This is a genomic window from Stenotrophomonas chelatiphaga (genome assembly GCF_032054965.1).
Lineage (GTDB): Bacteria > Pseudomonadota > Gammaproteobacteria > Xanthomonadales > Xanthomonadaceae > Stenotrophomonas > Stenotrophomonas chelatiphaga.
In genome coordinates this window covers 1-12,518 of sequence record NZ_DAMBRS010000013.1, presented here as the reverse complement: position 1 = coordinate 12,518, position 12,518 = coordinate 1, and the positions used below count along the sequence as shown (strand labels likewise).

Here is a 12,518-nt window from a genome sequence, read left to right as displayed (position 1 = left end):
GGACACATAAATGGCTAAGCCCGCTGCTAAGACCAAGAAGAAGATCAAGCGCGTCATCACTGATGGCGTTGCCCACGTCCACGCTTCTTTCAACAACACCATCGTGACCATCACCGACCGCCAGGGTAATGCCCTGTCGTGGGCGACCTCCGGTGGCGCCGGCTTCCGCGGTTCGCGCAAGTCGACCCCGTTCGCTGCCCAGGTTGCCGCCGAAAAGGCCGGCCGTGCTGCGCTCGACTACGGCGTGAAGTCGCTGGAAGTCCGCATCAAGGGCCCGGGTCCGGGTCGTGAGTCCGCCGTTCGTTCGCTGAACAACGTCGGTTACAAGATCACCAACATCATCGACGTGACGCCAATCCCGCACAACGGGTGCCGTCCGCCGAAGAAGCGTCGCGTCTAAGGGAGCGATAAGAAATGGCTCGTTATATCGGTCCTACCTGTAAGCTCGCCCGCCGCGAAGGCGCCGACCTTTCCCTCAAGAGCCCGGCGCGTGCGCTGGACTCCAAGTGCAAGCTGGAGCAGAAGCCCGGCCAGCACGGCGCCACTGCCCGCAAGGGCAAGCTGTCCGACTACGCCACCCAGCTGCGTGAAAAGCAGAAGGTCAAGCGTATCTACGGCCTGCTGGAGCGTCAGTTCCGCAACTACTACAAGAAGGCCTCGACCAAGAAGGGCAACACCGGCGAGAACCTGCTGCAGCTGCTGGAAACCCGTCTGGACAACGTCGTCTATCGCATGGGCTTCGCTGTGACCCGTCCGGCTGCGCGTCAGCTGGTCTCGCACCGCGGCGTCACCGTCAACGGCAAGTCGGTCAACCTGGCTTCGTACCAGATCAAGGCCGGCGACGCGGTTGCACTGTCCGAAAAGGCTGCCAAGCAGCTGCGCGTTCAGGAAGCCCTGACCGTTTCGGCCACGCACGACATGCGTCCGTCGTGGATTGAAGTGGACTCCGGCAAGTTCGCCGGCGTCTTCAAGGCGGTTCCGGATCGTTCGGACCTGCCTGCAGACATCAATGAAGCGCTGATCGTCGAGCTGTATTCGAAGTAATTCACATTGGAGAGCCCCCGGCGACGGCCGGGGGTTCACTAGGAGAACCCGCAACATGACGGTTACCGCCAACCAGGTTCTGCGTCCTCGTGGCCCGCAGATCGAACGCCTTACCGACACACGCGCCAAGGTCGTTATCGAACCCTTGGAGCGTGGTTATGGGCACACGCTGGGCAATGCCCTGCGTCGCGTCCTGCTGTCGTCCATCCCGGGCTTCGCGATCACGGAAGTCGAAATCGACGGCGTGTTGCATGAGTACACCACGGTCGAAGGTCTGCAGGAGGACGTGCTTGAAGTCCTGCTCAACCTGAAGGACGTGGCCATCCGTATGCATACCGGCGACAGCGCCACCCTGTCCCTGTCCAAGCAGGGTCCGGGCGTCGTTACCGCTGCCGACATCAAGGTCGATCACAACGTGGAGGTCCTCAACGGCGACCACGTGATCTGCAACCTGACCAAGGATACGGCAATCAACATGCGTCTGAAGATCGAACGTGGTTTCGGCTACCAGCCGGCTGCCGCGCGTCGTCGTCCGGACGAAGAAACCCGTGCCATCGGCCGCCTGGTCCTGGATGCCTCGTTCTCGCCGGTCCGCCGCGTCGCCTATGCCGTGGAAGCGGCACGTGTCGAACAGCGCACCGACCTGGACAAGCTGGTCATCGATATCGAGACCAACGGCACCATCGATGCCGAGGAAGCCGTGCGCACCGCCGCCGACATCCTCAGCGACCAGCTGTCGGTGTTCGGTGACTTCACCCACCGCGACCGCGGTGCGGCCAAGCCGGCCAACAACGGCGTGGATCCGGTGCTGCTGCGCCCGATCGACGATCTGGAGCTGACTGTGCGTTCGGCCAACTGCCTCAAGGCCGAGAGCATCTACTACATCGGCGATCTGATCCAGAAGACCGAAGTGGAGCTGCTGAAGACCCCGAACCTGGGCAAGAAGTCGCTCACTGAAATCAAGGAAGTGCTGGCCCAGCGTGGCCTGTCGCTCGGCATGAAGCTGGAGAACTGGCCGCCGGCCGGCGTCGCCAGCCACGGCATGCTCGGCTGATAGCCGCTTCCTGCAGCATCGCGAAAGGCTCCACCGGCAACGGTGGGGCCTTCGCACCGTAGCGTCGAGCTTGCTCGATTGCCTCACCCGCAGTCGAACAAGCTCGACGCTACACCAACCGACGGACGATCAGTCCGCGGACAGGCCGACCAGGACGGGCGGCCAGGACCATCCGCAGTCCGAATTCAGCGCCATGACGGCGACAACGATCCCCAAAGACTCAATCTTGCAAAGGAATCACCACCATGCGTCACCAGAAATCCGGCCGTAAGTTCAGCCGCACCAGCGCCCACCGCGAAGCAATGTTCAAGAACATGGCCGCCTCGCTGTTCAAGCACGAGCTGATCAAGACCACCCTGCCGAAGGCCAAGGAACTGCGCCGCGTCGCCGAGCCGCTGATCACCCTGGCCAAGGTCGACTCCGTCGCCAACCGCCGCCTGGCCTTCGCCCGCCTGCGTGACAACGAAGCCGTCGGCAACCTGTTCACCATCCTCGGCCCGCGTTACGCGTCGCGCCCGGGTGGTTACCTGCGTCTGCTGAAGTGCGGCTTCCGCGCCGGCGACAACGCCCCGATGGCCTACGTCGAGCTGGTCGACCGTCCGGCCGCCGTTGCAGAGGAAGTGGCCGAGTAATCGGACCGGTTCCTGCTGTACCGTCAGAAGCCCGGCCGCGTGCCGGGCTTCTGCGTTTCCGCTGACCGCATTCCGACAGGCGATGCGCGTGGCGGTTCGAACGGCGGCGCCGGTCGGTTACCCTTGGCACCTGCCTGGCTAGAGTCGCCCTATGAATCCGTTCCGTTGGCCGTTCCGCGCCCAGTTCCTGCTGGGATTCCTGATCTGTGCGGGGCTGCTGGCCTATGCCATCTTCCTGCAGCTGCAGATGGGGCTGGAGCCGTGCCCGTTGTGCATCTTCCAGCGCATCGCCTTCGCCGCGCTGGGCCTGGTGTTCCTGCTCGGGGCGCTGCACGGGCCCTCCAACCGTCCCGGCCGCGTCACCTACGGGGTACTGGCCTTCATCGCCGCCGGCGTGGGCATCGGCATCGCCGCACGGCATGTGTACGTGCAGATGATCCCGCCGGAGTTCGGCGCCACCTGCGGACCGCCGCTGGCGTTCCTCAGCGAGACCATGGGGCCCTTCGAAGTGTTCCGCACGGTGCTTACCGGCACCGGTAACTGCGGCAACATCGACTGGACCTTCCTCGGGCTGACGATGCCGATGTGGTCGCTGGCGTGGTTCGCTCTGCTGGCGGCGTGGGCGCTGCTGGTATCGTTGCGCCGCATGCGCTGAGCGCGCCTGCTGTAACTGATCCGCCGAGCATGGCTCGGCGCTACCTTGAAGGTCCTGGAGTCCGCCATGTCGTCCGTTGATTCGTTGCCCCCCGCCGACTGGTCGCCGGAGAGCTGGCGCCGCAAGACCGCGCTGCAGATGCCGAGCTACCCGGATCCCGTGGCCCTGGATGCCGCGCTGCATGAGCTGAAGCGGTTGCCGCCGCTGGTGACCTCGTGGGAAATCGTCGCACTGAAGCAGCAGCTCGCTGATGCCCAGGAAGGGCGGCGCTTCCTGCTGCAGGGCGGTGACTGCGCGGAAAACTTCAGCGACTGCGAATCGGGCATGATCTCCAACCGGCTCAAGGTGCTGCTGCAGATGAGCCTGGTGCTGGTGCACGGCCTGCGCAAGCCGGTGATCCGGGTCGGGCGCTTCGCCGGGCAGTACGCCAAGCCGCGCTCCGCCGATACCGAAACGCGTGACGGGGTGACCCTGCCGAGCTACCGCGGCGATGTGATCAATGCACCGGCGTTCACCGAGGCCGCGCGCCTGCCTGATCCGAAGCGGATGCTGCAGGCGCATGCGCATTCGGCGATGACCATGAACTTCGTGCGCGCGCTCATCGACGGCGGCTTCGCCGACCTGCACCACCCGGAATACTGGAACCTGGAGTGGGTGCGGCATTCGCCGTTGGCCGTGGAGTACCAGAAGATGGTGACCTCGATCGAGGATTCGATCGGCTTCATGGAAACCATTTCCGGCTCGCGCGTGCACAACCTCAAGCGCGTCGACTTCTACACTTCGCACGAAGCGCTGCTGCTGCCGTACGAGCAGGGCCTGACCCGGCAGGTGCCGCGCCAGCAGGGCTGGCTGAACCTGAGCACGCACTACCCGTGGATCGGCATGCGCACGGCGGCGCTGGATGGCGCCCACGTGGAATACCTGCGTGGCGTGCGCAACCCGATCGCGATCAAGGTCGGGCCGTCGGTCCAGCCGGACCAGTTGCTGCGATTGATCGACGTGCTGAACCCCGACGACGAGCCGGGCCGGCTCAGCTTCATCCACCGCATGGGCGCGGCGCAGATCGCCGACAAGCTGCCCCCGCTGCTGGATGCGGTGAAGCGCGACGGGCGCCGCGTGCTGTGGGTCTGCGATGCGATGCATGGCAATACCGAGAGCACCGACAACGGCTACAAGACGCGTCGCTTCGACAACATCCGCGGTGAAGTGGAGCTGTCCTTCGACCTGCATGCCGCAGCGGGCACCCGACTGGGTGGCGTCCACCTGGAGATGACCGGCGAGGATGTCACCGAGTGCACCGGCGGCGCGCGCGAGCTTACCGAACGCGACCTGGAGCGTGCCTACCGCTCCAGCGTGGATCCGCGGCTGAACTACGAGCAGTCGCTGGAAATCGCGATGGCGATCGTGCGCAAGCAGGCAGGCTGAAAGGGGTCAGAGTCCGGGTCGGAGTCGCGCCCCTGACCTCTGACGCTGACCCCCTTTTTACGAACGACTGACACCATGCTCATGGCCGCTGCGACACGCTGATCGTTTCGCGTGGTCGTGGAGGTGCACGGGTGATCGAGTGGGGACGGGCGCAGGCTTACGTGGTGCCGCTGGGCGTCGCGCTGGTAGTCGGTGGATTCGGCGCATGGCTCATCCTTGCGCTGTATCGGCGGCTAGCGGGCAAGGACCGACGGCGGGCACGCATCGGCCGGATGCTGGGTCCGCCGCTGGCGCTGGCCTTCCCGCTGTTGCTGCTGGTGCCGGCGCTGCAGGCGACGCCGCTGCACGACCGCTGGCTGGAACAGGCCCAGCGGGTGGCACACATCGGATTGACCGGCTGCTTCATCTGGCTGCTGGTGCGCGCGGTGGCCGCGGGTGAAAAAGCCATCCTGCGCAACCATCCCATCGAAGTGGCCGACAACCTGGAAGCGCGGCGCATCCAGACCCAGACCCGCGTCCTCAGCCGCGTGCTGATGGGCGGCATCATCATCCTGGGCGCCTCGCTGGTGCTGCTGCAGTTCGAGATGGTGGCCAAGATCGGCTCGGCGCTGCTGGCGTCAGCCGGCCTGATCGGCCTGGTGGCCGGTATCGCCGCCAAGCCGGTGTTCGGCAACCTGATCGCCGGCATGCAGATCGCGGTGACCCAACCGATCCGGCTGGATGACGTGGTGATCGTGGAAGGCGAGTGGGGGCGCATCGAAGAAATCGGCAGCAGTTACGTGGTGGTCCGCATCTGGGACGAACGACGGATGGTGGTGCCGCTGACCTGGTTCATCGAAAACCCCTTCCAGAACTGGACCCGGCGCAGCGCCGACCTGCTCGGTACCGCCTTCCTGTGGCTGGACTACCGCGCGCCGATTCCCGCCATCCGCGCCGAGCTTGAGCGCATCTGCAAGGACGCCCCGCTCTGGGACGGACGGGTCTGCGTGACCCAGGTCACCGAGACCACCGAACACACCCTGCAGGTACGCCTGCTGGTCAGTGCGCGCAATTCCGGCGATGCATTCGACCTGCGCTGCCTGATCCGCGAACGGATGCTGGATTTCCTGGCCCGCGAGCATCCGCAGGCGTTGCCACGGTTGCGTGCGCAGATGGAAGACGCCGCCGACACGCCGCGCCGCCGCGTGGCAGTGACGGCAGACCCGGACATCCGCTCACCCGGCGCCGAAGATGGCGAGCCGGCAGTTGGCTAGTGCCGAGCCATGCTCGGCGGCATGTCGGCGGGCACGCCTCGCCACGAGGGCCATCAGGCCGGTCGGCTGCCCTTACAGCAGCGGTGGTCGGCGCGCCATGGTGCGCTGCTCGTAGGCGTAGCCCAGTTCGATCAGGCGCGGTTCGGCCCAGGCCGTGCCCATGAACAACAGCCCCACCGGCAGGCCATCGACATGGCCCATGGGCACGCTCAGGCTGGGATAGCCGGCAACGGCGGCCGCACCGTAGCTGCCCCCGGGGAAGGTGTCCCCGCCACTGCGGGTGATCGGCCATGCGGTGCCCGTGGTGGGCGCCACCAGCGCGTCCAGCTGGTGAGCGCGCAGCAGCGCATCGATGCCCTGTTCACCGGCGATGCGCCGCGCCTGGCTGCGTGCCTGGATGTAGCCTGCATCGCCCAGCGTGCCCACCTGCGCGGAGGCTTCCAGCAGTTCCTGCCCGAACAGCGGCAGTTCCTGCGCGGCGTGTCGGGTATTGAAGGCAATGAGCTGGGGCAGGGTGCGCAGCGGCGCCTTCCAGTGGCGCAGGTAGCGTTCCAGCCCGGACTTGAACTCGAAGCGCAGCACCGTCTGCTCGGCCTCGGCCCACTGCGTCGGGTCCAGTTCCGGCACCTTCACCACCGTGGCGCCGGCCCGGCGCAGTTCGTCCACCGCATGCTGCATCAACGTGCCGATGCCGGGGCGTTGGGTGAGCGGACTGTCCATCACCCCGATCCGGGCACCGCGCAGGCCCTCCGGGTTCAGCCGCGCGGTGTAGTCGTACACCGCACGGCCCGGCAGGGTGGCGGTCGCCGGGTCGGCATCATCGCGCCCGGCGATGGCGGTCAGCACCGCGGCGGCATCGGCCACCGTGCGGGTGATGGGGCCGGCCGTGTCCTGGCTGAAGGAGATCGGGATGATGCCATCGCGGCTGACCAGTCCTACGGTGGGTTTCAGGCCGACCACCCCGTTGATCGCGGCGGGGCAGACAATGCTGCCATCGGTTTCCGTACCGATGGACACCGCGGCGAGGTTGGCCGCCACCGCCACCGCGCTGCCGCTGCTGGAGCCGCAGGGGCTGTAGCCGAGGCGATACGGGTTGCGGGTCTGGCCACCGCGCGCGCTCCAGCCGGAGGTGGAGTCCTCGCCCCGGTAGTTGGCCCATTCGCTCAGGTTGCTCTTGCCGAGGATGACCGCACCCGCCTCGCGCAGGCGGCGCACCAGGAAGGCGTCCGGCGGGCGGAAGCCGGCCAGTGCCAGTGAGCCGGCCGTGGTGCTCATGGGCGCGGCGTTGATGTTGTCCTTGAGCAGCACCGGGATGCCATGCAGGGGGCCGCGCACGCGGCCGCTGCGGCGCTCCCGGTCGCGTTCGGCGGCTTCCTTCAGGGCATCCGGGTTGAGTTCGATGACGGCGCGCAGGCGCGGGCCTGCGCGGTCCAGCGCGGCGATCCGCGTCAGGTAGGCGGTGGTCAGGGTGGTACTGGTCAGTTCGCCGGCCCGCATGCGCGCCTGCAGGTCGGTGACTTCGGCTTCGGCATAGGCGAAAGGCGCTGCGGCTGCCGCAGCAGGATGCGCCGTGGGCGCTCGTGGTGGCGCTGCCGCCAGGCCGACCGGGCACGCCAACAGCACCGCGGCGAGCACGATGGACAGGCGAAGACAGGGTTTCAACGAAGGGACGATGCGCATGCAGGGCGGCCTGGTCACCGGCCCAGTGTATCGCGGGGTCGTCAGGGTTTGCGCTTGAGGATGTCGCGTGCGAGCACGTAGACCACCAGCAGGTTGATCACCAGCACGGTCCAGGAGGCCCAGCCGGGATGGCGGGCGATGGCATACACATCGAAGGGCAGGTAGATGCCGGCCGAGACGCAGCCCAGCCAGGACGCCCAGGCCTTGGCGCGCCACAGGCCCCAGGCTTCCACCAGGTGCAGCAGGGCATAGGCGAGCATCGCCGCCGCCGCCAGATGCACCGCGTCGGGACTGATCATGTTGAGCAGCGAGGGCAGGGTGCCGTGATCCGGGTCCAGGCTGAAACGCCGGATCAGGGCATTGATCCCATCGCGCAGTGGCTGCGGACCGAGCATTTCCAGCCCGGTCGCCGCCAACAGTGCAAGCACCGCCTTGCCCGTTTCGAGCAAGGCGATGACATGCAGACCCGGATGCCGTTTCGGATCCGGGTTGTAAGCGGTCTGGCTCACGTGTCGGCTCAGCCGCCGCGCGAGGCCTTCTTGCGATCGCTTTCGGTCAGCCCCTTCTTGCGCAGGCGGATTTCCTTCGGCGTGATCTCGACCAGCTCGTCGTCTTCGATGAAGTCCAGGGCCTGCTCCAGCGAGTACTTGATCGCCGGGGTCAGCTGGATCGCATCGTCCTTGCCCGAAGCGCGCATGTTGGTCAGCGGCTTGGTCTTGATCGCGTTGACGGTCAGGTCGTTGTCCTTGGAGTGGATACCGATCAGCTGACCTTCGTACACGTTGTCGCCTTCAGCAGCGAACAGCTTGCCGCGTTCCTGCAGCGGTCCCAGCGAGTAAGCGGGGGTGGCGCCCGGCGCATTGGCGATCATCACGCCGTTCTGGCGCTTGGCAATGGCGCCCTGTTCCTTCGGACCGTAATGGTCGAAGACGTGGAACAGCAGGCCCGAGCCCTGGGTCAGGGTCTTGAACTCGTTCTGGAAACCGATCAGGCCACGGGCCGGGATCTGGTATTCCAGGCGCACGCGACCCTTGCCGTCCGGTTCCATGTTCTTCAGCTGGCCCTTGCGCATGCCCAGCTTTTCCATGACGCCGCCCTGGTGCTGTTCTTCGATGTCCACCACCAGCTGCTCGATCGGCTCCATGGCCTGGCCGTCGATCTGCTTGATGATGACTTCCGGGCGCGACACGGCCAGCTCGTAGCCTTCGCGACGCATGTTCTCGATCAGCACCGACAGGTGCAGTTCGCCACGGCCGGAGACCAGGAACTTGTCGGCGTCTTCCAGCTGTTCGACCTTCAGGGCCACGTTGTGGACCTGCTCGCGGTCCAGGCGGTCCTTGATCTGGCGGCTGGTCAGGAACTTGCCACCGGACAGGTCCTTGTTGCCGGCGAACGGCGAGTTGTTGACCTGGAAGGTCATCGAGATCGTCGGTTCATCGACGGTCAGCGCCGGCAGCGCTTCCGGGGTTTCCGGATGGCACAGGGTGTCGGAGATGGTCAGCTCGGCGATGCCGGAGATGGCGACGATGTCACCGGCTTCGGCGGTGTCCTGCTCGATGCGCTCCAGGCCCAGGAAGCCCAGCACCTGGCCAACCTTGCCGTTGCGCTTCTTGCCTTCGCGGTCGATCACTGCAACCTGCATGCCCTTCTTCAGGGTGCCACGCTGGATGCGGCCGATGCCGATCACGCCGACGAAGTTGTTGTAGTCCAGCTGGCTGATGCGCATCTGGAACGGGCCTTCCGGATCCACTTCCGGCTTCGGCGCGTGCTGCATGATGGCTTCGTACAGCGGGGTCATGTCGCCGTCGCGGACGCTGTCTTCCAGGCCGGCATAGCCGTTCAGGGCCGAGGCGTAGACGATCGGGAAGTCGAGCTGCTCATTGGTGGCGCCGAGCTTGTCGAACAGGTCGAAGACCTGGTCGATCACCCACTCCGGACGCGAGCCCGGACGGTCGACCTTGTTGACCACCACGATCGGCTTGAAGCCCATCGCGAAGGCCTTCTGGGTCACGAAGCGGGTCTGCGGCATCGGGCCGTCCATCGCGTCGACGAGGATCAGCACGGTGTCGACCATCGACAGCACGCGCTCCACTTCGCCGCCGAAGTCGGCGTGTCCGGGGGTATCGACGATGTTGATCCGGTTCTTGATACCGGTCTTCTTGTCTTCCCAGGTGATGGCCGTGTTCTTGGCCAGGATGGTGATGCCGCGTTCCTTTTCCTGGTCGTTGCTGTCCATCACGCGCTCGGCGAGGACGGTACGCTCGGACAGGGTGCCGGACTGCTTCAGCAGCTGATCGACCAGGGTGGTCTTGCCATGGTCGACGTGCGCGACGATGGCGATGTTGCGAAGATTTTCGATGGACATGCGAAAGGGGGCCAGTCGGCGCCGGATTTGGAAAAAGAAGTCCATCATCATACCGCGATCCGGGCGTTTGGCGAAAACCTTGTTTCACCGGCCGCCCGATCCCCATTCAGGCGCAGCCGCGGCGCCTCCATTTCCTCGGTGGGGCGGGGTCGGGGCAGGCCACACAGGACACGCCGTAAACCCTTCCATGGGGGCTTCAGTTCGGCTCCTGCCTCACAGAGTCCTGTGTGGCCTGCCCCGACCCCGCCTGCGAGTTCCCCGTGCCCGGCGGCAGAAGCGCAGCCACGCCCGGCCGCTCTTGCTCTTGCTTTCGCTTCTGCCGTTGCCTTTGCTCTTCCTTCCCCCCACAGCAGCGGCCATCTGTCTGGCGGGGTGGGAGGGGACGGTGCGGGGCCGTTAGAGCCGCATGGATGCGGCGACGAGCCTACAAGGACGTATTCACGGCGTGCCCCGCGCCGTCCCCTCCCACCCCGCACCCCAGAGGAAAAAACACAGAACCGCTGCGAAATCTCCAACGATCGTCGTACCCGCGACCGAAACGGGACGGGTGTAAACTAGGGAGCTAGACCTTTCCAACCTGAATTCCTGAGGATCCGCATGTCCCTGATCGCTACTTTCGATACCACCCAGGGCCCGATCAAGGTCGAGCTGTTCGCCGACAAGGCACCGCTGACCGTGGCCAACTTCGTGAACCTGGTGAAGCATGGCTTCTATGACGGCCTGGTGTTCCACCGCGTCATCGCCGATTTCATGATCCAGGGCGGTTGCCCGCGCGGCCAGGGCACCGGCGACGCAGGCTACAAGTTCGAAGACGAAAAGAATGGTGTGAAGCATCAGGTCGGTTCGCTGTCGATGGCCAACGCCGGCCCGAACACCAACGGCAGCCAGTTCTTCATCACCCACATCAAGACCGACTGGCTGGACGGCAAGCACACCGTGTTCGGCCAGGTGCTGGAAGGCCAGGCCATCGTCGATTCGGTCAAGCAGGGTGATGTGATCCATTCGATCACCCTGGAAGGCGATACCGACGCCGTGCTGGCCGCCAAGGCCGACCGCGTCGCCGAGTGGAACAAGTCGATTCCCTCGCGCGCCTGATCCCCTTTGAAACGGCCACCCTGCGGTGGCCGTTTTCATGATCCCCCGCCGCCTGCCAGGCCGCCCGGCCACGCCCGCGGTTCAAATCCAACGCTCGCAAGCTAGAGGAAACCCCCATGAAAGCACCCGTTCGTGTTGCCGTGACCGGCGCTGCCGGCCAGATCGGCTACGCCCTGCTGTTCCGCATCGCCTCCGGCGAAATGCTCGGCAAGGACCAGCCGGTCATCCTGCAGCTGCTTGAGCTGCCGGTGGAAAAGGCCCAGGCCGCGCTGAAGGGCGTGATCATGGAACTGGAGGACTGCGCATTCCCGCTGCTGGCCGGCATCGTCGGTACCGACAACGCCGAAGTGGCGTTCAAGGACGTCGACGTGGCCCTGCTGGTCGGCGCGCGTCCGCGCGGCCCGGGCATGGAGCGCGCCGACCTGCTGCAGGCCAACGCGGAAATCTTCACCGCGCAGGGCGCCGCCCTGAACAAGGTCGCCAAGCGTGACGTCAAGGTGCTGGTGGTCGGCAACCCGGCCAACACCAATGCCTACATCGCGATGAAGTCGGCGCCGGACCTGAACCCGCGCAACTTCACCGCCATGCTGCGCCTGGACCACAACCGCGCACTGAGCCAGCTGTCGACCAAGCTCGGCAAGCCGGTGGGTGGCATGGAAAAGCTGGTCGTGTGGGGCAACCACAGCCCGACCATGTACCCGGATTACCGTTTCGCCACCGCCGATGGCGCGTCCATCGCCGATGCCATCAACGACCAGGACTGGAACGCTGGCACCTTCATCCCGACCGTGGGCAAGCGCGGCGCGGCGATCATCGAAGCGCGCGGTTCGTCCTCGGCCGCTTCGGCTGCCAACGCCGCCATCGACCACATCCGTGACTGGGTGCTGGGCAGCAACGGCAAGTGGCTGACCATGGGCGTGCCGTCCGACGGTTCCTACGGCATTCCGGAAGGCGTGATCTTCGGCTTCCCGGTCACCACCGAGAATGGCGAGTACACGCTGGTCAAGGACCTGCCGATCGACGAGTTCAGCCAGAAGTACATCGACAAGACCCTGGCCGAGCTGGAAGACGAGCGTTCGGCCGTGGCGCACCTGCTGGGCTGATCCACCCGTTTGATGGTTCCGAAGAAACGCCGGGCTTGTCCTGGCGTTTTTTTTGCGTCTGGTGGTGGCGCGGCGAACGGGTGGGACCCCCTCGCGGGTAGCTGGTGTTTGAAGCCGCAGTTGGGGGTGGGCCGGGCGGGGAGGCTATGCGGGGCACGCGCAAGTACGTCCATGTAGCTCTTCGCGGCTCCTGCCGCTCAAGGCCCCGCATA

Annotated in this window: 12 protein-coding genes; 9 read left to right on the top strand and 3 right to left on the bottom strand. The window is 65.8% G+C overall.

Going from position 1 to position 12,518, the window contains the following annotated elements:
• Window positions 1-10 precede the first annotated feature (10 nt).
• The 7 genes from rpsK (at window position 11) to RTX79_RS14555 (ending at window position 6,063) form a co-directional block, all read left to right on the top strand.
• Window positions 11-400 (top strand): 30S ribosomal protein S11, encoded by a 390-nt coding sequence (rpsK, locus tag RTX79_RS14585; RefSeq protein WP_042614211.1) that lies wholly within the window; start codon window positions 11-13, stop codon window positions 398-400.
• 14 nt (window positions 401-414) lie between these two features.
• Window positions 415-1,044 carry a 30S ribosomal protein S4 gene (rpsD, locus tag RTX79_RS14580; protein WP_042614210.1) on the top strand — a complete coding sequence of 210 codons (630 nt, stop codon included), beginning with the start codon at window positions 415-417 and terminating at the stop codon, window positions 1,042-1,044.
• Between the two features lie 55 nt (window positions 1,045-1,099).
• A complete protein-coding gene (locus RTX79_RS14575) occupies window positions 1,100-2,098 on the top strand; it encodes a DNA-directed RNA polymerase subunit alpha (RefSeq protein WP_312684521.1) in 999 nt (332 codons plus the stop codon).
• Between the two features lie 245 nt (window positions 2,099-2,343).
• The gene (rplQ, locus tag RTX79_RS14570) at window positions 2,344-2,730 is read left to right on the top strand and encodes a 50S ribosomal protein L17 (RefSeq protein WP_042614208.1); all 387 of its coding nucleotides are present in this window, start codon (window positions 2,344-2,346) and stop codon (window positions 2,728-2,730) included.
• 151 nt (window positions 2,731-2,881) lie between these two features.
• Window positions 2,882-3,385: a disulfide bond formation protein B gene (locus RTX79_RS14565; protein WP_312684519.1), complete on the top strand. Its 504-nt coding sequence runs from the start codon at window positions 2,882-2,884 to the stop codon at window positions 3,383-3,385.
• Between the two features lie 66 nt (window positions 3,386-3,451).
• Window positions 3,452-4,810, top strand: coding sequence for a class II 3-deoxy-7-phosphoheptulonate synthase (locus tag RTX79_RS14560; RefSeq protein ID WP_312684518.1), 1,359 nt, complete (start codon window positions 3,452-3,454; stop codon window positions 4,808-4,810).
• Between the two features lie 134 nt (window positions 4,811-4,944).
• Complete coding sequence (locus RTX79_RS14555; RefSeq protein ID WP_312684601.1) at window positions 4,945-6,063, top strand: mechanosensitive ion channel family protein; 1,119 nt, start codon at window positions 4,945-4,947, stop codon at window positions 6,061-6,063.
• A 72-nt stretch (window positions 6,064-6,135) separates the two neighbouring features.
• On the opposite strand, the gene RTX79_RS14550 is transcribed toward RTX79_RS14555, so the two are convergent.
• The 3 genes from RTX79_RS14550 to typA are packed head-to-tail and all read right to left on the bottom strand — an operon-like array spanning window position 6,136 to window position 10,108.
• On the bottom strand, window positions 6,136-7,737 hold the full coding sequence (locus tag RTX79_RS14550; RefSeq protein WP_312684599.1) for an amidase: 1,602 nt from the start codon (window positions 7,735-7,737) through the stop codon (window positions 6,136-6,138).
• A 47-nt stretch (window positions 7,738-7,784) separates the two neighbouring features.
• Window positions 7,785-8,252 carry a DUF2127 domain-containing protein gene (locus RTX79_RS14545; RefSeq protein WP_123700513.1) on the bottom strand — a complete coding sequence of 156 codons (468 nt, stop codon included), beginning with the start codon at window positions 8,250-8,252 and terminating at the stop codon, window positions 7,785-7,787.
• Window positions 8,253-8,260: 8 nt separating this feature from the next.
• Window positions 8,261-10,108, bottom strand: a complete 1,848-nt coding sequence (gene typA, locus RTX79_RS14540) for a translational GTPase TypA (protein WP_312684517.1) — start codon at window positions 10,106-10,108, stop codon at window positions 8,261-8,263.
• A 597-nt stretch (window positions 10,109-10,705) separates the two neighbouring features.
• Here typA and RTX79_RS14535 point away from each other — a divergent pair.
• Both RTX79_RS14535 and RTX79_RS14530 read left to right on the top strand, forming a co-directional pair.
• Window positions 10,706-11,203, top strand: a complete 498-nt coding sequence (locus RTX79_RS14535) for a peptidylprolyl isomerase (protein WP_057687625.1) — start codon at window positions 10,706-10,708, stop codon at window positions 11,201-11,203.
• Between the two features lie 116 nt (window positions 11,204-11,319).
• Complete coding sequence (locus RTX79_RS14530) at window positions 11,320-12,306, top strand: malate dehydrogenase (protein ID WP_057687624.1); 987 nt, start codon at window positions 11,320-11,322, stop codon at window positions 12,304-12,306.
• Window positions 12,307-12,518: the final 212 nt, after the last annotated feature.